At 72.2% G+C, this 22,425-nt stretch carries 21 protein-coding genes; 12 read left to right on the forward strand and 9 right to left on the reverse strand.

The genetic code is table 11. The annotated features are described in order from the left end of the window. Positions 1-145: 145 nt before the first annotated feature. The 6 genes from ACFUJR_RS15405 to paaA all read right to left on the reverse strand — a co-directional run bounded on the left by ACFUJR_RS15405 (position 146) and on the right by paaA (position 5,057). Positions 146-1,279, reverse strand: a complete 1,134-nt coding sequence (locus ACFUJR_RS15405) for an acyl-CoA dehydrogenase family protein (protein WP_383170557.1) — start codon at positions 1,277-1,279, stop codon at positions 146-148. An 82-nt stretch (positions 1,280-1,361) separates the two neighbouring features. Then, positions 1,362-2,450: a 2Fe-2S iron-sulfur cluster-binding protein gene (locus tag ACFUJR_RS15410; RefSeq protein ID WP_383170560.1), complete on the reverse strand. Its 1,089-nt coding sequence runs from the start codon at positions 2,448-2,450 to the stop codon at positions 1,362-1,364. Then, positions 2,451-2,954, reverse strand: coding sequence for a 1,2-phenylacetyl-CoA epoxidase subunit PaaD (paaD, locus tag ACFUJR_RS15415; protein WP_383170563.1), 504 nt, complete (start codon positions 2,952-2,954; stop codon positions 2,451-2,453). After that, a complete protein-coding gene (gene paaC / locus ACFUJR_RS15420; RefSeq protein WP_383170566.1) occupies positions 2,948-3,703 on the reverse strand; it encodes a 1,2-phenylacetyl-CoA epoxidase subunit PaaC in 756 nt (251 codons plus the stop codon). Before paaC ends, paaD begins: the two co-directional genes overlap by 7 nt. Beyond that, on the reverse strand, positions 3,700-3,987 hold the full coding sequence (gene paaB, locus ACFUJR_RS15425; protein ID WP_383170569.1) for a 1,2-phenylacetyl-CoA epoxidase subunit PaaB: 288 nt from the start codon (positions 3,985-3,987) through the stop codon (positions 3,700-3,702). Before paaB ends, paaC begins: the two co-directional genes overlap by 4 nt. Further along, positions 3,984-5,057, reverse strand: coding sequence for a 1,2-phenylacetyl-CoA epoxidase subunit PaaA (paaA, locus tag ACFUJR_RS15430; protein WP_383170572.1), 1,074 nt, complete (start codon positions 5,055-5,057; stop codon positions 3,984-3,986). The genes paaB and paaA overlap by 4 nt, the downstream gene beginning before the upstream one ends. A 113-nt stretch (positions 5,058-5,170) precedes the next feature. Here paaA and ACFUJR_RS15435 point away from each other — a divergent pair, with 113 nt between their 5' ends. The 3 genes from ACFUJR_RS15435 to ACFUJR_RS15445 all read left to right on the forward strand — a co-directional run bounded on the left by ACFUJR_RS15435 (position 5,171) and on the right by ACFUJR_RS15445 (position 7,922). After that, positions 5,171-5,899 (forward strand): DUF5819 family protein, encoded by a 729-nt coding sequence (locus ACFUJR_RS15435; protein WP_383170575.1) that lies wholly within the window; start codon positions 5,171-5,173, stop codon positions 5,897-5,899. A gap of 155 nt (positions 5,900-6,054) precedes the next feature. Further along, positions 6,055-7,263: an HTTM domain-containing protein gene (locus ACFUJR_RS15440; RefSeq protein ID WP_383170642.1), complete on the forward strand. Its 1,209-nt coding sequence runs from the start codon at positions 6,055-6,057 to the stop codon at positions 7,261-7,263. Then, a complete protein-coding gene (locus ACFUJR_RS15445; protein WP_383170578.1) occupies positions 7,260-7,922 on the forward strand; it encodes a TrmH family RNA methyltransferase in 663 nt (220 codons plus the stop codon). The genes ACFUJR_RS15440 and ACFUJR_RS15445 overlap by 4 nt, the downstream gene beginning before the upstream one ends. A 43-nt stretch (positions 7,923-7,965) precedes the next feature. Here ACFUJR_RS15445 and paaN read toward each other — a convergent pair whose 3' ends face one another. Next, the gene (paaN, locus tag ACFUJR_RS15450; protein WP_383170581.1) at positions 7,966-9,660 is read right to left on the reverse strand and encodes a phenylacetic acid degradation protein PaaN; all 1,695 of its coding nucleotides are present in this window, start codon (positions 9,658-9,660) and stop codon (positions 7,966-7,968) included. A 177-nt stretch (positions 9,661-9,837) separates the two neighbouring features. On the opposite strand from paaN, the gene ACFUJR_RS15455 reads away from it, so the two are divergent. Together ACFUJR_RS15455 and ACFUJR_RS15460 are read left to right on the forward strand one after the other, a co-directional pair. After that, positions 9,838-11,481: a 3-hydroxyacyl-CoA dehydrogenase gene (locus tag ACFUJR_RS15455; protein WP_383170583.1), complete on the forward strand. Its 1,644-nt coding sequence runs from the start codon at positions 9,838-9,840 to the stop codon at positions 11,479-11,481. Continuing rightward, a complete protein-coding gene (locus ACFUJR_RS15460; protein ID WP_383170586.1) occupies positions 11,478-12,071 on the forward strand; it encodes a TetR/AcrR family transcriptional regulator in 594 nt (197 codons plus the stop codon). Before ACFUJR_RS15455 ends, ACFUJR_RS15460 begins: the two co-directional genes overlap by 4 nt. A gap of 201 nt (positions 12,072-12,272) precedes the next feature. Here ACFUJR_RS15460 and ACFUJR_RS15465 read toward each other — a convergent pair whose 3' ends face one another. Beyond that, positions 12,273-12,782 carry an Lrp/AsnC family transcriptional regulator gene (locus ACFUJR_RS15465; protein WP_383170645.1) on the reverse strand — a complete coding sequence of 170 codons (510 nt, stop codon included), beginning with the start codon at positions 12,780-12,782 and terminating at the stop codon, positions 12,273-12,275. Positions 12,783-12,974: 192 nt separating this feature from the next. Here ACFUJR_RS15465 and pdhA point away from each other — a divergent pair, with 192 nt between their 5' ends. From pdhA to ACFUJR_RS15500, 7 genes are all read left to right on the forward strand, one after another. After that, positions 12,975-14,135, forward strand: coding sequence for a pyruvate dehydrogenase (acetyl-transferring) E1 component subunit alpha (gene pdhA, locus ACFUJR_RS15470; protein WP_383170589.1), 1,161 nt, complete (start codon positions 12,975-12,977; stop codon positions 14,133-14,135). Then, positions 14,135-15,163: an alpha-ketoacid dehydrogenase subunit beta gene (locus ACFUJR_RS15475; RefSeq protein ID WP_383170592.1), complete on the forward strand. Its 1,029-nt coding sequence runs from the start codon at positions 14,135-14,137 to the stop codon at positions 15,161-15,163. Before pdhA ends, ACFUJR_RS15475 begins: the two co-directional genes overlap by 1 nt. Then, on the forward strand, positions 15,163-16,545 hold the full coding sequence (locus tag ACFUJR_RS15480) for a dihydrolipoamide acetyltransferase family protein (RefSeq protein WP_383170595.1): 1,383 nt from the start codon (positions 15,163-15,165) through the stop codon (positions 16,543-16,545). The genes ACFUJR_RS15475 and ACFUJR_RS15480 overlap by 1 nt, the downstream gene beginning before the upstream one ends. A gap of 646 nt (positions 16,546-17,191) precedes the next feature. Beyond that, on the forward strand, positions 17,192-18,055 hold the full coding sequence (locus tag ACFUJR_RS15485) for an NTP transferase domain-containing protein (protein WP_383170598.1): 864 nt from the start codon (positions 17,192-17,194) through the stop codon (positions 18,053-18,055). Further along, entirely contained in the window at positions 18,052-19,488 is a 1,437-nt protein-coding gene (locus ACFUJR_RS15490) for a molybdopterin molybdotransferase MoeA (protein ID WP_383170601.1), read from the forward strand. Before ACFUJR_RS15485 ends, ACFUJR_RS15490 begins: the two co-directional genes overlap by 4 nt. Beyond that, positions 19,476-20,567, forward strand: coding sequence for a potassium channel family protein (locus ACFUJR_RS15495; protein ID WP_383170604.1), 1,092 nt, complete (start codon positions 19,476-19,478; stop codon positions 20,565-20,567). The genes ACFUJR_RS15490 and ACFUJR_RS15495 overlap by 13 nt, the downstream gene beginning before the upstream one ends. A gap of 10 nt (positions 20,568-20,577) precedes the next feature. After that, positions 20,578-21,567 carry an NAD(P)H-quinone oxidoreductase gene (locus ACFUJR_RS15500; protein WP_383170606.1) on the forward strand — a complete coding sequence of 330 codons (990 nt, stop codon included), beginning with the start codon at positions 20,578-20,580 and terminating at the stop codon, positions 21,565-21,567. A gap of 214 nt (positions 21,568-21,781) precedes the next feature. Here the strand turns inward: ACFUJR_RS15500 and ACFUJR_RS15505 are convergent, their stop codons facing one another. Then, positions 21,782-22,327: a bacterial proteasome activator family protein gene (locus tag ACFUJR_RS15505; RefSeq protein ID WP_383170609.1), complete on the reverse strand. Its 546-nt coding sequence runs from the start codon at positions 22,325-22,327 to the stop codon at positions 21,782-21,784. Positions 22,328-22,425 lie beyond the last annotated feature (98 nt).

The following is a 22,425-nucleotide window of genomic DNA, read 5'->3' on the forward strand; positions in this document are numbered from 1 at the left end:
TGTTCAAGCCCACCTCCTCGCACTACTCGGCATCGACGAAACCCGCCCCCGCTGGCTGGACACCTGAAACACCATGTGCGAAGTCCGGGCCTAGAGGTACTGCCCTGTGAGGTTGTGGACGGCCGGGCGGGTCTGACCGGCGGGATCAGCCGAGGGGGTGGGCGGCGAGGAGGTCGCCCAGGGTTTCCTCGTGGGCCGCGGCCGGGCCGAGGGCGAGTTCGAGTTGCTTGGCCCAGGCGTGGTAGCGGTGCAGGGGGTATTCGGTGTCGGCGCCGAAGCCGCCGTGGAGGTGCTGGGCGGTCTGTACGACGCGGCGTACGCCTTCCGAGGCCCAGATCTTGGCGACGGCGATGTCCGCGGCGGACGGCAGTGGTCCGCCGGCTCCGCTGCTGATGCGCCAGGCGGCCTGCCAGAGGGTGACCTCCATGGCGCGCAGGTCGATGTAGCGGTCCGCTGTTTGGACGGCGACGGCCTGGAAGGTGGCCACGGGGTGGCCGAACTGTTCGCGTTTGCCGGTGTACCGGCTGGTCATGGTGAGGACGTTCTCGCCGAGTCCGAGGGCGAGGGCGCAGGTTCCGGTGGTGAGGACGCCGTGGAGCCAGTTGCAGGCGCCGTCGGTGTCGATGACGTCGGTGGTGTCGAGGCGTACGGAGTCCAGGCGGAGTTCGGCGAGGAGTTCGCCGCTGGTGGAGTACTGCTCGGCGAGGGTGAGGCCGGGGTGGGTGCGGGGGAGCAGCGCGAGGACGGTCCGTCCTTTCGGAGTGTGGGCGGGGACTGCGATCCGGTCGGCGCTGTGGGCCCAGGGGACGGCGCTCTGGAGGCCGTCGAGGATCCAGCCTGAGCCGTCGCGGTGGGCGGTGACGGCGAGTTCGGCGGGGTCGTGGCCCGTGCGGCCGTTGGAGGCGGCGGTGAGGACGAGTTCGCCGCGTGCGACGCGGGGGAGGAGTTCGGCCGCGGTGTGCACGTCGGCGTAGCGCTGGATGGTCATGGCGACCGCGCTGGTCTCCAGGAGGGGGACGCGGGCGAGGACGCGTGCGGATTCGCGGAGGACGAGGCAGAGGGCGATGGTGTCGAGGCCCGCGCCGCCGTGTTCGGGGTCGAGGACGATGCCGAGGAGGTCGGCGGTGGCGAGGCGGGACCAGAGCGGTCGGTCGAAGTCGTCGGCGACGGCTCCGGGGGTGAGCGCGGGGCTCGGTACGGCGTCGGGTGTGACGCCGGAGAAGACCGCTTTGGCCGCCTCGACGGCCGCCTGCTGTTCTTCGGTGAAGGTGAAGTCCACGGCCGTGCCCTCCCGTTGCCTGTCTGACGGATCGTCAAGATAGAACAGGTTCTAGAGGAAGGGAATGGCTGCGCGGGGACGGTCAGCGGTCGAAGTCCAGCTCCACTTCCGCGGTGGCGGGGTGGGACTGGCAGGCCAGGACGTATCCGGCCTCGGTCTCCTCCGGCTCCAGCGCGAAGTTGCGGTCCATGCGGACGTCGCCGTCGACGAGGAAGGCGCGGCATGTGCCGCAGACCCCGCCCTTGCAGGCGTAGGGGGCGTCGGCGCGGGCGCGCAGGACCGTTTCGAGCAGCGTCTCGCCTTTCTGCACCGGCCAGCTGCCGGAGCGGCCGTGCAGGGTCGCCGTGAGTGTGGCGTGGGCCGGGGCGGACGCGGGGGGTGCGGAGGCGGGCGCCGAGCCGTCGTCGACGTGGAAGATCTCCTGGTGGATCCGGGAGCGGGCGACGCCGAGGCCGCGCAGGGCGCTTTCGGCGGCCTGGACGAGGCCGAACGGGCCGCACAGGAACCAGCCGTCGACGTCGTCGACGGGCAGGAGCGCGGGGAGCAGACCGGTCAGCCGCTCCTGGTCGAGGCGCCCGGAGGGGAGTCCCGCCTGCTGCTCCTCGCGGGAGAGCACGGTGATGAGCTGGAAGCGGTCGGGGAAGCGGTCCTTGAGGTCGGCGACCTCGTCCAGGAACATCGTGGAGGAGGCGGTGCGGTCGCTCCGTACGAGGCAGAACCGGGCGTCGGGTTCCTGGGTGAGCAGGGTGGCGGCCATCGAGAGGACCGGGGTGATGCCGCTGCCGCCGACGACGGCGGCGAAGCGGCCGGGGCGGGGCGTGAGGGTGAAGCGGCCCATGGGCTCCATGACGTCGACGGTGTCGCCGACGGCCAGTTCCTTCAGGGCGTAGGTGGAGAACTCGCCGCCGTCGACCAGCCGGATGCCGACGCGCAGGACGGGATCCTGGCCGGTGGGGGCCGCGGGCGCGCAGATCGAGTAGGTACGGCGGATCTCCTCGCCGTCCCGCGCGGTGCGGCGCAGGGCGAGGTGCTGCCCGGGGGTGTGGCGGTAGGCGTCGCGGAGCTCGGTCGGGACGGCGAAGGTGACGGCCACCGAGTCGTCCGTGAGCTGCTCGACCTCGCTCACCCGGAGCGGATGGAACTCAGCCCGTCCGGAGCGTGAGGACTGCATCTACAACTCCTTGAAGTGGTCGAACGGTTCACGGCAGGCCGTGCAGCGGCGCAGTGCCTTGCAGGCCGTGGAGGAGAACCGGCTGAGCAGCTCGGTCTCGGTGGAGCCGCAGTGCGGGCAGCGGATCGCCAGGGTGAGGGGGACGGGGCCGTCGGCCGGGCCCTGGGGGCGGGGCGGGGCGATGCCGAACTCGGCGAGTTTGCGCCGTCCTTCGTCGCTGATGTCGTCCGTCGACCAGGCGGGGGCGAGGACGGTGACGACGGAGACGTCGGGGACGCCGTGCCGGTGCAGGGCGTGCTCGATGTCGGAGGACATCGCCTCGATCGCGGGGCAGCCGGTGTACGTCGGGGTCAGTTCGACCTCGACGCGGCCGGGGCCGAGGACCTGGACGCCGCGCAGCACGCCGAGCTCCTCGAGGGTGAGGACGGGCAGTTCGGGGTCGGGGACGGCGCCGGCGATCCGGGCCAGTTCCCGCTCCAGGTCCGTCATGGTCGTGGTCACCATGTCGCCCCCGGGTGGCTGCGGTGCAGATGCTGCATCTCGGCGAGCATGCGGCCGAAGGACTCGGTGTGCAGGCCCTGTCGGCCGGCTCCTGCGCGCCAGGCGCCGGTGTCGGGTCCGCCGGGGACGGTGAGGGTGGCCCGTTCGAGGACGGCGGTGATCGAGTCGAGCCAGGCGTCGCGGAGTGCTTCGTGGTCCACGCCGAGACCTTCGAGGGGCTGGAACAGTTCGCCGGTGTAGCGCCAGAGGGCGTCGCAGGCGCGCTGCATGCGGGCGTGGCTCTCGTCGGTGCCGTCGCCGAGGCGGAGGGTCCAGTGCTCGGCGTGGTCCTGGTGGTAGGCGACTTCCTTGACGGCCTTCGCTGCGAGGCCGCTCAGGGGGCCGTCGCCTGCGGCCAGCTGTCCGTAGAGGAGTCGCTGGTAGGTGGAGAAGTAGAGCTGGCGGGCGATGGTGTGGGCGAAGTCGCCGTTGGGCTGTTCGACGAGCTGGGTGTTGCGGAAGGCCCGTTCCTCACGGAGGTAGGCCAGTTCGTCCTCGTCGCCGACGAGGGAGAGGAGGATGCGCGCCTGGCCGAGGAGGTCGAGCGCGATGTTGGCGAGGGCGACGTCTTCCTCCAGGACGGGGGCGTTGCCCGCCCACTCACCGAGTCGGTGGGAGAGCACGAGGGCGTCGTCGCCGAGGGCGAGGGCGGCTTCGGTGATCGCGGCGGTGCCGGTGGTGCCGGCGGTCGCGTTCACGGGTGCTTCGCTCACAGGTGCTTCACTCCCTCGGGGATCTCGTAGAAGGTCGGGTGGCGGTAGGGCTTGTCCGCCGACGGTTCGAAGAACGGGTCCTTCTCGTCGGGCGAGGAGGCGGTGATCGAGGTGGAGGGGACCACCCAGATGGAGACGCCTTCGTTGCGGCGGGTGTAGAGGTCCCGGGCGTTGCGCAGGGCCATCTCGGCGTCCGGCGCGTGCAGGCTGCCGGCGTGCGTGTGGGACAGCCCGCGGCGCGAGCGCACGAAGACCTCCCACAGCGGCCATCCGTCGGTGGTCATGCCCGTGCCTCCACGTTCGTGTCCGTGTCCGTGTTCTTGTGCGTGTGCTGCTGGGCGGCCGTGTGCTTGTCGGCGTATGCCGCGGCTGCCTCTCTGACCCAGGCGCCTTCTTCGTGGGCGCGGCGGCGCCGGTCGAGGCGCTGTTCGTTGCAGGGGCCGTTGCCCTTGAGGACGTCCCAGAACTCGGCCCAGTCGATGGGGCCGAAGTCGTAGTGCCCGCGCTCCTCGTTCCAGCGCAGGTCCGGGTCGGGGAGGGTGAGTCCGAGGGCTTCGGCCTGGGGGACGGCGATGTCGACGAAGCGCTGGCGCAGTTCGTCGTTGGAGTGCCGCTTGATCTTCCAGGCCATGGACTGCGCGGAGTGCGCCGATTCGTCGTCCGGGGGGCCGAACATCATCAGCGAGGGCCACCACCAGCGGTTCACCGCGTCCTGCGCCATGGCGTGCTGGGCCTCGGTGCCCTGGGAGAGGGCGAGGAGTGCTTCGTACCCCTGGCGCTGGTGGAAGGACTCCTCCTTGCAGATGCGGACCATCGCGCGGGCGTACGGGCCGTAGGAGCAGCGGCAGAGCGGGACCTGGTTGGTGATCGCGGCGCCGTCCACGAGCCAGCCGATGGCACCGACGTCGGCCCAGGTCAGCGTGGGGTAGTTGAAGATCGAGGAGTACTTCTGGCGGCCGGCGTGGAGCTTGTCGAGGAGCTCGTCGCGTCCGGTGCCGAGGGTCTCCGCCGCGCTGTACAGGTACAGGCCGTGGCCTGCCTCGTCCTGGACCTTGGCCATGAGGATCGCCTTGCGGCGCAGCGAGGGCGCGCGGGTGATCCAGTTGGCCTCGGGCTGCATTCCGATGATCTCGGAGTGGGCGTGCTGCGCTATCTGGCGGACGAGGGAGGCCCGGTAGGCGTCGGGCATCCAGTCGCGCGGCTCGATGCGCTCGTCGGCGGCGACGGCGGCGTCGAACACCGCCTCGTAGGCGGCCTGTGCCGCCTCCGCCGCCGTGTCCTGCTCGCCGTGCGCGGCCGCCCGCGCGCTCTGCGCGTTCGCGGTCACTGCGGTCGCTGCCGTCCCTGCGGTCATCGCACTCCCTACCGACCGATCGTTCGGTTGAATGACTTCAATGGTCGGTCGGCGGCCCGTATGGTGTCAACCCTGTGGATAACCGAGGGCGGACCGATCGGGATCGGGGCGGGATGGAAGCGCACGACGACGCGGACACGCGCGAGGAGCGCCCGTTGCCGCGACCGGGTCCACGAGGAGGCGCCGGGATCGCCGCCCTCTCCCTTCCGTTCCAGGTCGTCGCGGCCGTCTCGCTCGCCGTCGTGGGCGTCCTCGCCTGCGTCCACCTCGCGATGGTGTTTCTGCACGTCGCGCCGTCGAACACGCTGACCAAGCAGCATGGCGCCGCGGTCGACGACTGGGTGTATCCCGAGTTCGAGCAGAACTGGAAGCTCTTCGCCCCCAATCCGCTCCAGCAGAACGTCGCCGTCCAGGTCCGCGCCCGGGTCGCGGACGGCGACGGCACCCCGCGCACGACCGGCTGGATCGATCTGACGGCCCAGGACGCCGAGGCGATACGCGGCAGCCTCGTGCCCAGCCACACCCGACAGAACGAACTCCGTCGGGCGTGGGACTTCTACCTGAACTCGCACACCGAGGACCATCTGCCCAACGGTCTGCGGGGCCGGCTCTCCGAGGGCTACATCCGCCGGATCGTCATGCTCCGTCTCGACGAGCAGCGGCTCGGCGGCGTCGTGGAGCAGATACAGCTCCGCTCCACCACGCGCGGCGTTCCCGCCCCGTCGTGGAGCACCGAGAAGACCGGTACGGAACCCGTTCACCGGGAGCTCCCGTGGTGGAAGGTGACCGCCGCCGATCTGCCGGGCGGGGCGCGTGACGACCGTACGGAGGCGGCCAGGTGAACCGATCATTCACGCACCCGGACGCCGGAGGCGCCGAGAACGCCGAGAACGGCAAGACGGCCGAGAACGCCGAGAAGGCCGAGAACGCCGCAAACGGCAAGAAGGCCGTCAGCGCCGTGGAAGCCGAAGGCCCCGCCGCCAACGCCCCCGCCTCTGTGCGGGAGCCGTTCGACCGGCGGCTCGCTCGGCGCGTCCAGCGGGTGACGGCCTCGGCGCTCGGCCCGTACCAGACCGCGATCGTCCGGATCGGCTTCTCCCTCACCTGGCTGCTCTTCCTGCTGCGCGAGCTGCCCCACCGGCATGAGCTCTACGGCCCCGACGGCCCCTGGGCATGGGAGATGGGCCGGCAGCTGATCGCCCAGAACGACGCCTTCACGGCCCTGATGTGGTCCGACAGCGCCCTCTGGTTCGAGATCGTCTACGGCCTCGCCGTCCTCTCCGCGCTCCTGCTGTTGCTCGGCTGGCGTACCCGCGCCATGTCGGTGGTCTTCATGGTCGGCGTGCTGTCTCTGCAGAATCGCTCCGTCTTCATGGGCGACGGCGGGGACAACGTGGTCCATCTCGCCGCGGTCTACCTCGTCCTGACCCGCTGCGGCCAGGTCTGGTCCATCGACGCCCGCAGGGCGGCCCGTGAGGCCCGTGAGGCGGACGAGGGGCGGGAGGCGCGTCGCGATGTGGTCGGGCCGCTGTTGTGGACGGTGCTGGGCGGCTTCCTGCTCGCCGCCACGTACTTCGCCGACATCACCGGCTCGCTGTGGCTCCTGGTGATGCTGTGGGTGCTGTGGCTGGCGCAGGCGCTGTGGTGGTGGGTGTGCCGATACGCCCCGGGCGAGCCCCGCACGCTCCTCGACGTCCTCGCCAACCTCGCCCACAACGCGACCCTCGTCGTGATCATGGCCGAGGTCTGTCTGATCTACGCGACGGCCGGCTGGTACAAGATCCAGGGTTCGCGCTGGCAGGACGGCACCGCGCTCTACTACCCGCTTCAGCTGGACTACTTCACGCCCTGGCCCGCCCTGTCCGATCTGCTCGGCTCCAGCGGTGTGCTGGTGCTGGTACTGACGTACGGCACCGTGCTCATCCAGGTCGCCTTCCCCTTCGCCCTGCTCAACCGCAAGGCCAAGAATGTCCTGCTGATCGCGATGATTCTGGAGCACGCCGGCATCGCCGTGCTCCTCGGGCTGCCCCTGTTCTCGCTCGCGATGATCTCCGCGGACGCGGTGTTCCTGCCGACGGCGTTCCTGGTGTGGCTGGGCGCGCGGGTGGGGCGCGGCTGGGACCGGCTGCTCTCCCGCCGGGGAGGCGAGGTGCCCGAGCAGCGCCGTTCGGGTGAGGAACCCGCCCCCCGTACCCTCGTGGGGTGAGCACCGCTGAACAGTCCGAGCCGATCCAGTACGACGACGGGTACGCCCCCGAGGTCGGTGTGGGGCCGCATCCCCAGCCCTGGCCGGACAGCGAGCGCTACGACCCGGAGCTGCTGGCGGACGGCGACCGGCGCAACGTCGTCGACCGGTACCGGTACTGGACGCGTGAGGCGATCGTCGCCGACCTGGACACCCGGCGCCACGACTTCCATGTCGCGGTCGAGAACTGGGGCCACGACTTCAACATCGGCTCTGTGGTGCGGACCGCCAACGCCTTCCTGGCGAAGGAGATCCACATCGTCGGCCGGCGGCGCTGGAACCGTCGCGGGGCGATGGTCACCGACCGCTACCAGCATGTGCGCCACCACCCGGACACCGAGTCGCTGACCGCGTGGGCGGCGGCCGAGGGCCTGGCGATCATCGGCATCGACAATCTGCCGGGCGCGGTGCCGCTGGAGCGGACCGTGCTGCCGCGCCGTTGTGTGCTGCTCTTCGGCCAGGAGGGGCCGGGCCTCACCGAGGAGGCCCGCGAGCACGCGGAGATGGTCTGCTCGATCGCCCAGTTCGGTTCGACCCGGTCGATCAACGCGGGCGCCGCGGCGGCGATCGCGATGCACGCGTGGGTGCAGCGGTACGCCGAGATCACTCCCGGCGCGTGACCGGCCCGCGGAGACCCCGTAGGGTCCCCGCGAGCCCGGGAGATCACGCCTGGCGGCGGACCTCCACCACCCGGAAGCGGTTGGCGACGAACGCTCCGTCGCACAGGGCCGCGTTCGCGGCCGGGTTTCCGCCGGAGCCGTGGAAGTCGGAGAACGCCGCCGTCTGGTTGACGTAGACGCCGCCCGTCAGGTTCAGCGAGAGCTGGGCCGACTCCTCCAGGCAGACCTCCTCGACGGCGCGCTCGGTCTCGGGCGAGGTGGTGTACGCCCCGACCGTCATCGCGCCCTTCTCACGGACCGTGCGCCGCAGCAGCTCCAGCGCGTCGGCGGTCGAGTCGACGGAGACGGCGAAGGAGACCGGTCCGAAGCACTCGGAGAAGTAGGCCGCCTCCGGGTCCGGCTTCGAGCCGTCGAGCTTGACGATCACCGGCGTACGGACGACGGCGTCCGGGAAGTCCGGGTTCGCCACCTCGCGGGAGGGCAGGGCCACCTCGCCGAGGCCGGCGGCCGCCTCGAGGCGCGCCTTCACGTCCGGGTTGACCAGGGCGCCGAGCAGCGCGTTCGCCCGGGCGTCGTCGCCGAGCAGACCGCCGACCGCCGCCGAGAGGTCGGCGACGACCTCGTCGTACGACTTGGGGCCCGCGTCGGTGGTGATGCCGTCGCGGGGAATCAGCAGGTTCTGCGGGGTGGTGCACATCTGGCCGCTGTACAGCGACAGGGAGAACGCCAGGTTGGACAGCATGCCCTTGTAGTCGTCGGTGGAGTCGACGACGACCGTGTTGACGCCGGCCTTCTCCGTGTACACCTGCGCCTGGCGGGCGTTGGCCTCCAGCCAGTCGCCGAAGGAGGTGGAGCCGGTGTAGTCGATGATCCGGACCTCGGGGCGGACGGCCAGGGTCTTGGCGATGCCCTCGCCGGGCCGCTCGACGGCCAGCGCGACCAGGTTCGGGTCGAAGCCCGCCTCGGCGAGGACCTCGCGGGCGACGCGGACGGTGAGCGCCAGCGGGAGGACCGCGCGCGGGTGGGGCTTGACCAGGACGGGGTTGCCCGTGGCGAGGGAGGCGAAGAGGCCCGGGTAGCCGTTCCAGGTCGGGAAGGTGTTGCAGCCGATGACGAGGGCGATGCCGCGCGCGACCGGCGTGAAGGCCTTGGTGAGTTCCAGCGGGTCCCGCTTGCCCTGCGGCTTGGACCAGTCGGCGTTGCCGGGGGTGCGGGTCTGCTCCGCGTACGCGTACGCCACGGCCTCCAGGCCGCGGTCCTGGGCGTGGGGGCCGCCGGCCTGGAACGCCATCATGAAGGCCTGGCCGCTGGTGTGCATGACGGCGTGCGCGAACTCGTGCGTACGCGCGGAGATCCGGGCGAGGATCTCCAGACAGACCAGGGCGCGGACCTCGGCGCCGGCCTCGCGCCAGCCGGCCATGCCGGCGCGCATCGCGGGCAGCAGGACGTCGATGTCGGCGTGCGGGTACTCGATGCCGAGAGCCGGGCCGTAGGGCGAGGTCTCGGCACCGGTCCAGGCGTCCGTGCCGGGCTGGTCCAGCTCGAAACGGGTGTTCAGCAGCGCCTTGTACGCCTCGAGGCCGGCGGCGGCGTCCAGCGAGCCGTTCTCGCCGTAGGTCTTGGGGTGCTCGGGGTGCGGCGACCAGTAGGCGCGGGTGCGGATGGTGTCGAGAGCCTGGTCGAGCGTGGACCGGTGCTTCTCGGCCAGGGCGTCGGTGGTCAGCTGAGCGGCGGCCATTACAGGACCAACTCCTCGTCGAGCTAGATCGATTCGGCGCGCGGAGCGCTCCACGACGGGTGGTCGTGGAAGACGGGTGGGCAGCAAAGGACGGACAGAGTTAGAGTAACCGAACGATCGGTCGGGACAAGGGGGTCTGTCGAAGCTGTGGACAACCCATCGGGGAGGATCAGTCGTATGACCGCCAATGTGAGCGACTCGGCGCCGGGCGCCGGGGCGGGCGCCGCGCCGGATTCCGGTGCCGACGCCCTCGACCGCAGCCGTACCGTCGCCGTCGTCGGCACGGGGACCATGGGCCAGGGAATCGCGCAGGTCGCGCTGGTCGCCGGGCATCCCGTACGGCTCTACGACAGCGCCCCCGGCCGGGCCGAGGAGGCCGTGGCCGCCCTCGCCGCCCGCCTTGACCGCCTGGTCGAGAAGGGGCGGATGGGCCGCGCCGCACGGGACGCGGCCGCGGCCCGGCTGCACGCCGCCGCCGCGCTGACGGACCTGGCCGACGCCGCGCTCGTCGTCGAGGCGATCGTCGAGCTGCTCCCGGTCAAGCGGGGGCTCTTCGCCGAGCTGGAGAAGATCGTCGGCGACGACACGCTGCTCGCCACCAACACCTCCTCCCTCTCCGTGACGGCGATCGCGGGAGGGCTGCGGCTGCCCGGCCGGTTCGTCGGACTGCACTTCTTCAACCCGGCGCCGCTGCTGCCGCTCGTCGAGGTCGTCAGCGGCTTCGCCACCGACGCCTCGGCCGCCACGCGCGCGTACGAGACCGCGAAGGCCTGGGGCAAGACGCCGGTGCGCTGCGCCGACACCCCCGGTTTCATCGTCAACCGGATAGCGCGCCCCTTCTACGCGGAGGCGCTGCGCGTCTACGAGGAGGGCGTGGCCGACCCCGCCACCATCGACGCCGCCCTGCGCGAGTGCGGAGGGTTCCGCATGGGCCCCTTCGAGCTGACGGACCTCATCGGCCAGGACGTGAACGAGGCCGTCACCCGGTCCGTCTGGGACTCCTTCTACCAGGACCCCAAGTTCACGCCCTCCCTCGCCCAGCGGCGCCTGGTCGAGTCGGAGCGCCTCGGCCGCAAGTCGGGGCACGGCTGGTTCCCGTACGGCGACGGCGCGGCGGCCCCCGAGCCGCACACCGCCCCGCCCGCCGATCCGCCGGCCTCGGTGACGGTCCAGGGCGACCTGTACCAGGCACGTGCCCTGGAGCAGTTGATCGAAGAGACCGCGATCGTGGTCGACCGCGGGGACGACGCCGTGGCCGGCTACCCGGGCTGGATCGAGCTGCCGAGCGGCACCCGGCTCTTCCTCGCCGACGGTACGGCGGCCGAGGACGCCGAGATGCCGGTCATCCACATCGACCTGGCGCTGGACTTCTCCGCCTGCGAGAGGATCGTGCTCGCGCCCTCGGCCACCGTGGAGGACCACGCCCTCCAGGAGGCGATCGGCCTCTTCCAGGTAGTCGGCAAGAAGGTCAGCGTCATCCGCGACGTCCCCGGCATGATCGTCGCCCGTACGGTCGCGATGCTCGCCGACTTCGCCTTCGACGCCGCCGCGCGCGGGGTGGCCGACGCCGACGACATCGACACCGCGATGCGGCTCGGCGTGAACTACCCGCGCGGACCCCTCGCGTGGGGCGAGGAACTCGGCGTCGACTGGGTCCTGGAGACGCTCTCGAACCTCCACGAGGAGTACCCGACGGGCCGCTATGCCCCCTCGCAGGCGCTGCGCCGCCGGGCCGCCGCCGAGCGGGCCGCGGCCGAGGCGGCCGTGGTCGGCTCCGCCGTGGTGGAGTCCGCCGTGGCCGAGGCGGAGGCGACGGCATGACGACCTCGAAGCGTGACACGTACACGCCCGAAACGCTGCTCTCCGTCGCCGTACGGGTGTTCAACGAGCGGGGCTACGACGGCACGTCCATGGAGCACCTGTCCAAGGCGGCGGGTATCTCGAAGTCCTCGATCTACCACCATGTCGCGGGCAAGGAGGAGCTGCTGCGGCGGGCCGTCAGCCGGGCCATAGACGGGCTGTTCGGGATCCTCGACGAGTCGGGCGCGGGCCGTGGGCGGGCCATCGAGCGGGTCGAGTACGTCACCCGGCGCACGGTCGAGGTGCTGATCGCGGAGCTGCCGTACGTGACGCTGCTGCTGCGGGTCCGGGGCAACACCGACACCGAGCGCTGGGCGATGGAGCGCCGCCGCGAGTTCGACCACCGGGTGGCCGACCTGCTGAAGGCGGCCGTGGCCGACGGGGACCTGCGAGCCGACGTGGACATCAAGCTCGCCACCCGGCTGCTCTTCGGAATGATCAACTCGCTGGTGGAGTGGTACCGGCCGCTGCCGGGCGCCCACGCGGAGCGCGAACAGCTCGCAGACACCGTGGTCCACCTGGCCTTCGACGGGCTGCGTACGGCCCGCTGAGGGCCGGGCCGGGCGCCCGGGTCTGTCTGAGGGGGCGCTCGGGTCCGGTTGGGGCCGCTTGGGTCCGTCGAAGGCCGCTCGGGTCCGTCGGGGGCCGCTCGGGCCCCCTTCGGGGCGCCCGCCGGGTCCGGTGTTGTCGGCGGGCGGCGGGCGGCAGGCGGCAGGCGGCGGGCGGCGGGCGGCGGGTGGCGGGCGGCCCGCTCAGTGGTCCGGGTCGAGGTCCGTCTCCTCGAAGACCAGCAGCGTGCGGGTGGAGAGCACCTCGGGGATCGACTGGAGCTTGGTGAGCACCAGCTCCCGCAGCGTTCTGTTGTCCGGCGTGTGGACCAGCAGGAGGACGTCGAAGTCCCCGCTGACCAGCGCGATGTGCGCGGCGCCCGGCAGGGCCTGGAGCTGCTCGCGCACCGTGCGCCAGGAGTTCTGGACGATCTTGAGCGTGATGTAGGCCGAGGCGCCGTGGCCCGCGCGCTCGTGGTTCACGCGGGCGCTGAAGCCGCGGATCACCCCGTCGTCGATCAGCCGGTTGATCCGCGCGTAGGCGTTGGCCCGGGAGACATGCACCCGTTCGGCCACGGAGCGTATCGAGGCGCGACCGTCCGTCTGCAGGATGCGCAGGATGTCGCGGTCGATCGCGTCGAGCGGCCGGGCCGGCGGGCCCTGTGGCACTCCGACCGGACTCTGGGCCAGGGCCTGCTCCCAGCCGTCGGCCATTTGTTCATCCGCCATGTCCCCCCGCCTCTCATCCATGGACGACATGTCTCTATCCCAGGCTGTGGAGAACCGATTGTCCACAGGCTGAGGGTGCCTGTAGCCAAAATGCCTCCACGACCGAACAATCGGTAGGTGAGGCGCGCCACACCCGCGCCACCCGCCTTCGGGTCTTATGCCCGCTCCCACGAGGAGGTGGACTCGTTGCAACAGCGCAGTTCGACAGTCCAAGAGCCGCCAGCTGCCGCCCCTGCCTACCGGCCCACCCCGCCCCCGGCGTGGAAGCCGCGCACGGATCCCACCCCGCTGCTGCCCGACGCCGAGCCCTTCCGGGTCATCGGCACGGACGCGGTGGCCGACACCGACCCCGAGCTGCTGCGGCGGCTCTACGCGGAGCTGGTGCGCGGCCGTCGGTACAACGCGCAGGCCACGGCGTTGACCAAGCAGGGCCGACTTGCCGTGTACCCGTCGACCACCGGGCAGGAGGCCTGCGAGGTCGCGGCCGCCCTGGCCCTGGAGGACCGGGACTGGCTGTTCCCCTCGTACCGCGACACCCTCGCGGCCGTCGCCCGCGGCCTGGACCCGGTCCAGGCGCTGACGCTGCTGCGCGGGGACTGGCACACCGGGTACGACCCGCGTGAGCACCGCATAGCGCCGCTGAGCACCCCGCTCGCCACCCAGCTGCCGCACGCGGTGGGGCTGGCCCACGCCGCCCGGCTCAAGGGCGACGACGTGGTCGCGCTCGCCATGGTCGGCGACGGCGGCACCAGCGAGGGCGACTTCCACGAGGCGCTGAACTTCGCGGCGGTCTGGCAGGCCCCCGTGGTCTTCCTGGTGCAGAACAACGGCTTCGCGATCTCCGTGCCGCTCGCCAAGCAGACCGCGGCCCCCTCGCTGGCCCACAAGGCCGTCGGGTACGGCATGCCGGGCCGGCTCGTCGACGGAAACGACGCCGTCGCCGTCCACCAGGTGCTGACCGAGGCCGTGGCACGCGCGCGGCGGGGTGGCGGACCGACGCTGGTCGAGGCCGTCACGTACCGGATCGACGCCCACACCAACGCCGACGACGCGACCCGCTACCGCGGGGACGGCGAGGTCGAGACCTGGCGGGCGCACGACCCGATCGTGATCCTGGAGCGGGAGCTGACGGAGCGCGGGATCATCGACGAGGAGCGCAAGCAGGCTGCGGCCGAGGCCGCCGAGACGATGGCGGCTGCGCTGCGCGAGCGGATGAACGCCGACCCCGTCCTCGACCCGATGGACCTCTTCGCGCACGTCTACGCCGAGCAGACGGCGCAGCTGCGCGAGCAGGCCGCGCAGCTGCGCGCCGAGCTCGACGCCGAGAGTGAGGCGTGATGACGACCGCGCAGAAGACGGCGGCGGACAAGGCCACGGCCAAGCCCGCCACCATGGCGCAGGCCCTCCAGCGGGCCATGCGCGACGCGATGGCCGAGGACCCGACCGTCCATGTGATGGGCGAGGACGTCGGCACGCTCGGCGGTGTCTTCCGGGTCACGGACGGCCTCGCGAAGGAGTTCGGCGAGGACCGCTGCACGGACACGCCGCTGGCAGAGGCGGGCATCCTCGGCACGGCCGTCGGCATGGCGATGTACGGGCTGCGGCCGGTCGTCGAGATGCAGTTCGACGCCTTCGCCTACCCGGCGTTCGAGCAGCTGATCAGCCACGTGTCCCGGATGCGGAACCGCACGCGGGGCGCGATGCCGATGCCGCTGGTGATCCGTGTGCCGTACGGCGGCGGGATCGGCGGCGTCGAGCACCACAGCGACTCGTCCGAGGCCTACTACATGGCGACGCCGGGTCTGCACGTCGTCACCCCGGCGACGGTCGAGGACGCGTACGGGCTGCTGCGGGCGGCCATCGCCTCCGACGACCCGGTCGTCTTCCTGGAGCCGAAGCGGCTGTACTGGTCGAAGTCCGACTGGCGGCCCGAGGCTCCGGCGCCGGTGGAGCCGATCGGCAAGGCCGTGGTGCGGCGCAGCGGCCGCAGCGCGACGCTGATCACGTACGGGCCGTCCGTACCGGTCTGTCTGGAGGCGGCGGAGGCCGCGCAGGCGGAGGGCTGGGACCTGGAGGTCGTCGACCTGCGCTCGCTGGTGCCGTTCGACGACGAGACGGTCTGCGCGTCGGTGCGGCGCACCGGGCGCGCGGTCGTCGTGCACGAGTCGACCGGGTTCGGCGGGCCGGGCGGGGAGATCGCCGCGCGCGTGAGCGAGCGGTGCTTCCACCATCTGGAGGCGCCGGTGCTGCGAGTCGCCGGGTTCGACATCCCGTATCCGCCGCCGATGCTGGAACGGCACCACCTGCCCGGCGTGGACCGCGTGCTCGACGCGGTGGCGCGGCTGCAGTGGGAGGCGGGTAACTGATGGCGCAGGTGCTCGAGTTCAAGCTGCCCGACCTCGGTGAGGGGCTGACCGAGGCGGAGATCGTGCGCTGGCTGGTGAACGTGGGCGACGTCGTCGCCATCGACCAGCCGGTGGTCGAGGTGGAGACCGCGAAGGCGATGGTGGAGGTGCCGTGCCCTTACGGGGGTGTCGTCACCGCCCGCTTCGGTGAGGAGGGCACGGAACTGCCGGTCGGCGCACCGCTCCTGACGGTCGCGGTCGGCGGCACGGCGGGGTCGGACGCGTCCGGTGACGCGGGGGCCTCGGAGGCCTCGGCTGTCTCGGCGGCGCAGGCCGAGTCGTCGGAGTACTCGGGCAACGTGCTCGTCGGGTACGGCACGGCCGGGCCGGCGGCGAGGCGTCGACGGGTGCGTCACGAGAGCGCTGCGGTGGCGAAGGCCGTGGCTCCGGTTTCGGCTCCGGTTTCCGGTTCCGCTCCGGCTCCGGTTTCCGGTTCCGCTCCGGCTCCGGCTTCCGCCCCCGTGGCGGGGCCTGTACCGGTGATCTCGCCTCTCGTGCGGAAGCTGGCCCGGGACAAGGGGCTCGATCTGCGTGAGGTGCGTGGGTCGGGTCCGGCCGGGCTGATCCTGCGGGCCGACGTCGAGTCGGCCCTGGCCGCCGCCGAGACGGTGGCGGCGCGCCCGGCGCCGGTGCCTGCGGCTGCCGTCGCCGCGGTGGGTGAGCGGGTTCCGCTGCGCGGGGTCCGTGGGGCCGTCGCCGACAAGCTCTCGCGCAGTCGTACGGAGATCCCGGACGCGACCTGCTGGGTCGACGCCGACGCGACCGAACTCATGGCGGCGCGGGCCGCGATGAACGCGGCGGGTGGGCCGAAGATCTCGCTGCTCGCGCTGCTCGCCCGGATCTGCACGCACGCCCTCGCGCGATACCCGGAGCTCAACTCCACGGTGGACACGGCGGCCCGGGAGATCGTCCGGCTGCCGTCCGTGCACCTCGGGTTCGCGGCGCAGACCGAGCGCGGTCTGGTCGTCCCGGTGGTCCGGGACGCGGGCACGCGGACGGCAGAGTCGCTGACGGAGGAGTTCGCGCGGCTGACGGAGTCGGCGAGGCAGGGGACGCTGACGCCGGGTGACCTGACGGGCGGGACGTTCACGCTGAACAACTACGGGGTGTTCGGGGTGGACGGCTCCACGCCGATCATCAACCACCCGGAGGCGGCGATGCTCGGGGTGGGCCGGATCATCCCCAAGCCGTGGGTCCACGAGGGTGAACTGGCGGTCCGCAAGGTCGTCCAGCTGTCGCTGACCTTCGACCACCGGGTCTGCGACGGCGGCACGGCGGGTGGCTTCCTCCGCTACGTCGCCGACTGCGTCGAACACCCGACGGTCCTGCTCCGCACGCTCTGACCACGACGGGCAGGACTCGCGGGGCGGACACCCGCCCGCGAGCCCGCGCCCGTCGTCGTACCGGCGGGCGCCGCGCCCCAACCCCGACATCTGCCCCAGGCACCCTGCCCCCAAGGCCCGAGGCGCCCTGCCTCCGATGCCCCAGGCCCGATGCCCGTGGCCCCAGGCCCGATGCCCGAGGTCTCCCAGGCCCCAGGCCCCAGGCTCGTGGCCCGAGGTCCGATGCCCCAGGGCCCAGGCCCGATGCCCGATGCCCGAGGCCCGAGGTCCGAGGCATCCCAGGGCCCAGGCCCGTGGCCCGAGCCCGAGGTCCGATGCCCCAGGGCCCAGGCCCGTAGCCCGTGGTCCGTGGTCCGTGGTCCGTGGCACCCTGCCTCCGATGCCCCAGGTCCGATGCCCTGGTCCCAGGCCCCAGGTTCGATGCCCTGGTCCCCAGGTTCGATGCCCAGGCCTCGGTCCCCCAGGCCTTCACCCTGACGTGCGGCGCCGCGCGCCCCAGCGACCTGGTTGTTCTGTCCCGGCACCCAGCGCTCCGCGCGAGCCCGACGACCCGGCTCCCACGCCCGCGGTCACCCGGACCGTGTCCCCGTCTCCCTGGTTGAGACGGAGGGGGGCTTTGGGGGTGGCGGCGGATCATACTGCTGGGATGACGATCGGGTATGACGCCATCGTGCTCGCCGGTGGAGGCGCGAAGCGGCTCGGTGGGGTGGACAAGCCGGGGGTGCGGGTCGGGGGGCGGGCGCTGCTCGACCGGGTGCTCGCGGGGTGCCGCGGCGCCGGGCGCACCGTGGTCGTCGGCGGGCCGCGGGAGACCGTGCGGCCCGTCGTGTGGGCGAGGGAGGACCCGCCCGGCGGTGGGCCGCTGGCCGGGCTGGGCGCGGGGGTGCGCGAGGTCGGGGCCGACCTGGTGCTCGTGCTCTCCGCCGACCTGCCGTTCCTCGATGAGGACACCGGCCGGCGGCTCCTGGACGCTCTCGACGCCGCGCCAGGCTTCGACGCGGTCCTCCTCGTCGATGCCGACGGCCGCGACCAGCCGCTCCTCGCCGCCTACCGCGCCGCCGCCCTCCGACGTGAAATGGATCTCCTCACCACCACGCACGGCACCCTCTCCGGGCTCCCGCTGCGTCTGCTCACCCAGGGGCTGCGGCTCGTCCGGGTCACCGCAGCCCCCCTCGCCTCCTTCGACTGCGACACCTGGGAGGACATCGCCACGGCCCGGGCCCGGATCAGGGAGCATGGAAACGTGCTGGACGAATGGATCACCGCAGTCAAGGACGAACTGGGCATCGAGATCGACGTCGACACCGGCGTGCTGCTCGATCTGGCCCGCGACGCCGCCCACGGGGTCGCCCGCCCCGCCGCACCGCTGACCACGTTCCTGGTCGGGTACGCGGCAGGCCGGGTGGCCGATTCCGGCGGTGGACCCGAGGCGGTCGCCGAGGCCGCCCGTAAGGCGGCGGCCCTCGCCAATCGCTGGGCGGCCGAAGCGGAGCGGGACGCGGCAGGATGACCCCTCAGGAGCGTGCGGCCCAAGCCCGGTCCCAGCCCCAGCCCCAGCCCCAGCCCCGGTCCGGATCCGAGGCCGGATCCGAGGCCGGATCCGAGGCCGAGTCCGTACTTGAGTCCGGGGCCGGGGCCGGGGCCGAGGACGACGGGGTGGACGATGTCCTCGCCCTCGTCGCCCCGCCGCGCGGCGGGAAACCCCGGGCCGCCGAAGGACACCGCGCCACCGCCTGGCACGCCGCGCGGTCCGTCGCCGCCCGCGCCGGGGCGGCCGTGGGGGCCGCCCGAGCCCCTCTCCGTACACCGCTCGGGCGGGCGATGGGCCATGTGCTCGCCGAGCCGCTCCGCGCGCTCACCGATCTCCCGTCCTTCGACACCTCGGCCATGGACGGCTGGGCCGTCGCCGGGCCCGGCCCCTGGGAGATCCACGCGGAAGGGGCCGTTCTGGCGGGTCACGCCCCCGCCTCCCCGCTGGCCGACGGCACAGCGGTACGGATCGCCACCGGCGCCCGTGTACCGCACGAGACCACAGCGGTCATCCGCAGCGAGCACGCCCGCACCGACGCGAGCGGCCATCTGCATGCGCGGCGCGAGGTCGTGCCCGGCCAGGACATCCGGCCCCGGGGCCAGGAATGCCGCGCCGGTGACCGGCTGCTGCCCGCCGGGACCCGGGTGACGCCCGTCGTCCTCGGCCTCGCCGCCGCGGCCGGGTACGACGCGCTGCCGACGCTCGCCCGCCCCCGGGTGGAGGTTCTCGTCCTCGGTGACGAGCTGCTGACCACCGGACTCCCCCACGACGGGCTGATCCGGGACGCTCTCGGACCGATGCTCGGTCCCTGGCTCGAAGCGCTCGGCGCCGAGGTGCTCGCCACCCGCCGCGTCGGCGACGACGCCGACGCCCTGGCGGCCGCCGTCATCGGCTCCCCCGCCGATCTCGTGATCACCACCGGAGGCACTGCCGCCGGCCCCGTCGACCATGTCCACCCCGTGCTCGCCAAGGCGGGCGCCGTCCTGCTCGTCGACGGGGTGAAGGTCCGTCCCGGACATCCCATGCTGCTCGCGCGCCTCGACGCCGGCCGCCATCTGGTCGGACTGCCCGGTAACCCGCTCGCTGCCGTCTCCGGCCTGCTCACCCTGGCCGAACCGCTGCTCCGCGCCCTGGCGGGGGCTCCGACCCCCGAGCCGTACCGCGTGCCCGTACGGGACGAGATCCAGGGCCATCCGCACGACACCCGGCTGGTCCCCGTCGTCCACGAGGGCGAGGAGGCCGTGCCCCTGCACTACAACGGCCCGGCGATGCTCCGGGGCATCGCCGCCGCGGACGGGATGGCCGTCGTGCCACCCGGGGGAGCACGCCGTGGAGAGGCCCTGGAGATTCTCGATCTTCCGTGGCCCATGGTCCCGTCGCACGGCGCTTCCCAGGCAGGATGTTTCACGTGAAACTTCCCAGCCGTGACGTCATGGCCCGCCAAGCCGACGAGAAGACGTCCCCCTCCCGTATCCGGATGCCCCGGCGTGTCGTCGAGAAGCCCCTGCGGCAGGTGACCAAGCGGCTGCTGATGGCCCTCGGAGTGCTGGCCGTGACGACCCTGATCGTCTACGCCGACCGCGACGGCTACCACGACAACTCCAACGGCACGCTCGACTTCCTCGACTGCGCCTACTACGCGACCGTCACCCTCTCCACCACGGGATACGGCGACATCGTCCCGTACAGCGACGCGGCCCGGCTCATCAACATCCTGGTGATCACGCCGCTGCGCGTACTGTTTCTGATCATCCTGGTCGGCACCACTCTCGAGGTCCTCACCGAACGGACCCGGGAGGAGTGGCGGCTGAACCGCTGGAGGTCCACCTTGCGTGACCACACCGTCATCGTCGGCTTCGGCACCAAGGGCCGTTCGGCGATCCAGACGCTCTGCGCGACGGGGCTGCGGAAGGACCAGATCGTCATCGTGGACCCCTCCACCAAGGTGATCGAGACGGCGAACGCCGACGGATTCGTCGGTGTGGTCGGCGATGCGACCCGTAGCGACGTTCTGCTCCGCGCCGAGGTCCAGAAGGCCCGGCAGATCGTCATCGCCACCCAGCGCGACGACACGGCGGTCCTGGTGGCGCTCACCGCGCGGCAGCTCAACCGGGGCGCGAAGATCGTCGCCGCCGTACGGGAGGAGGAGAACGCGCCACTGCTGCGCCAGTCCGGCGCGGACGCCGTGATCACCAGCGCCAGCGCCGCCGGACGGCTGCTCGGCCTCTCGGTGCTCAGCCCCAGCGCCGGCACGGTGATGGAGGACCTGATCCAGCAGGGTTCGGGCCTCGATCTGGTGGAGCGGCCGGTCATAAAGTCCGAGGTCGGCAAGAACGTGCGGGAGACCGAGGACCTCGTGGTCAGCGTGTTGCGCGGACATCGCCTGCTCGGTTACGACGATCCGGCGGCCAGCCCCCTGCAGTTGACGGACCGTGTGATCACGATCGTGCGGGCGGCGCCCGTCACCCCGCTGTCGACACCGCCCGAGTAGCCTCGCCGCCATGCATGCGATCACGATTCCGGAACCCGGTGGTCCCGATGCCCTCGTCTGGGCCGAGGTGCCCGATCCCGTGCCCGCCGAGGGCGAGGTGCTCGTCGAGGTGGTGGCGAGCGCCGTCAACCGCGCCGATCTGCTCCAGCGGCAGGGTTTCTACGATCCGCCGCCCGGCTCCTCCCCGTACCCCGGTCTCGAGTGCTCGGGGCGGATCGCCGCGCTGGGGCCGGGTGCCTCCGGCTGGTCGGTGGGGGACGAGGTGTGCGCGCTGCTCGTCGGTGGCGGGTACGCGGAGAAGGTCGTCGTCCCCGTCGGCCAGCTGCTGCCCGTACCGGACGGGGTGGACCTCGTCACGGCCGCGGCGCTGCCCGAAGTGACCTGCACGGTCTGGTCGAACGTCTTCATGGTCGCCCATCTGCGGCCCGGTGAGACGCTGTTGGTGCACGGCGGCGCGAGCGGCATCGGCACGATGGCGATCCAGCTCGCCAAGGCCGTCGGAGCGAAGGTCGCCGTCACCGCCGGCGGCCCCGAGAAGCTCGCGCGCTGCGCCGAGCTGGGTGCGGACATCCTGATCGACTACCGCGAGCAGGACTTCGTCGAGGAGCTGCGCAAGGCCACGGACGGAGCCGGGGCGGACGTGATCCTGGACATCGTCGGAGCGAAGTACCTGGAACGCAATGTGAAGGCGCTCGCAGTCAACGGCCGACTGGCGGTCATCGGCCTGCAGGGCGGTGTGAAGGGCGAGTTGAACCTCGGCGCGCTGCTCGCCAAGCGCGGGGCGATCACCGCGACCACTCTGCGGTCCCGTCCGCTGCACGAGAAGACGGCCATCGTCGCGGCGGTGCGCGAGCACGTGTGGCCGCTGATCGCCTCGGGGACGGTACGTGCGGTCGTCGACCGTACGGTGGAGATGCCGGACGCCGCCGAGGCGCACCGGGCCCTGGAATCCGGGACCCACGTCGGCAAGGTCCTGCTCAGGGCGCCCCAGGCCGACTGACCAGGACGCCCCCGCCGCCACCACGGTGCGGGAACGCCCGCCGCCCTGCGGGAACGGTCCCGCCCACCCTGTGGGAACGGCCCCGCCACCACCGTGCGGGAACGCCGCCACCACCGTGCGGGAACGGCCCGCCCGCCGTGCGGGAACGGCCCCGCTGTCGCCATGCGAGAGGGCCCGGCGCACCCCGAGGTGTGCCGGGCCCTCTCGTACGCACTTACAGGTACGGTCCCGAGCGGATCGCGTGCCCGTGGCCCTGGTCGTCGTCGTCCTCGTGCGACGCACCGGGCGGCAGCGCCCGGCGCATCTGCTCCAGTTGGGCGCGGGCCGCCATCTGCTGGGCGAACAGCGCCGTCTGGATGCCGTGGAAGAGGCCTTCCAGCCAGCCCACCAACTGGGCCTGCGCGATCCGCAGTTCCGCCTCGGAGGGGATCGCCTCGTCGGTGAACGGCAGGGAGAGCCGCTCCAGTTCCTCGACCAGCTCGGGTGCGAGCCCGTCTTCCAGCTCCTTGACGGAGCTGGCGTGGATGTCCTTGAGCCTGACCCGGCTGGCCTCGTCGAGAGGTGCCGCGCGTACTTCCTCCAGGAGCTGCTTGATCATGCTGCCGATGCGCATGACCTTCGCGGGCTGCTCGACCATTTCCGTCACCGGGACCTCGCGGGATTCGTCGTCACCCTGAGTGCCGCCGAGCGCCATCCCGTCCTGTCCCACGATGAGGACCTGGGGAGTCTCCTGCGACCGTTCATTCCTCGGCATCTCCATGCCGCCATTCTCTCGCACACATGCCTCACCACACGGTGTGCCCCCGGAGGAGGGTGATCCACCCTTCTCCGGGGGCACAGGACGGCAACGGTCGCCGG

The organism is Streptomyces sp. NPDC057271 (assembly GCF_042668715.1).
Lineage (GTDB): Bacteria > Actinomycetota > Actinomycetes > Streptomycetales > Streptomycetaceae > Streptomyces.